Source organism: Streptomyces sp. O3, from assembly GCF_054788135.1.
Map to the genome: position 1 here is coordinate 1 of NZ_JBTVYK010000193.1, position 270 is coordinate 270.

1 protein-coding gene is annotated in these 270 nt (G+C 62.6%); it reads left to right on the top strand.

The features are described from left to right. Positions 1-270, top strand: a 270-nt coding sequence (locus ACX6XY_RS30320) for an AMP-binding protein (RefSeq protein WP_460337909.1), incomplete at both ends; no start/stop codon positions are given.

Genomic DNA, 270 nt, shown 5'->3' on the forward strand with positions numbered 1-270 from the left:
GTTCAGCCCGGCGATAATGTGGCTATCACGATGTCGAAAGGCGCAGGACAACTTGTTGCAGTTCTGGCCGTCCTGCTGACCGGGGCGGTTTACGTTCCGGTTTCGCTGGATCAGCCTGCCGCACGGCGCGAGAAAATCTACGCTGACGCCAGCGTCCGGCTGGTGCTCATTTGTCAGCACGACGCCAGCGCCGGGTCAGACGATATTCCCGTCCTTGCCTGGCAGCAGGCCATTGAGGCGGAGCCGATCGCCAACCCGGTAGTACGCGCC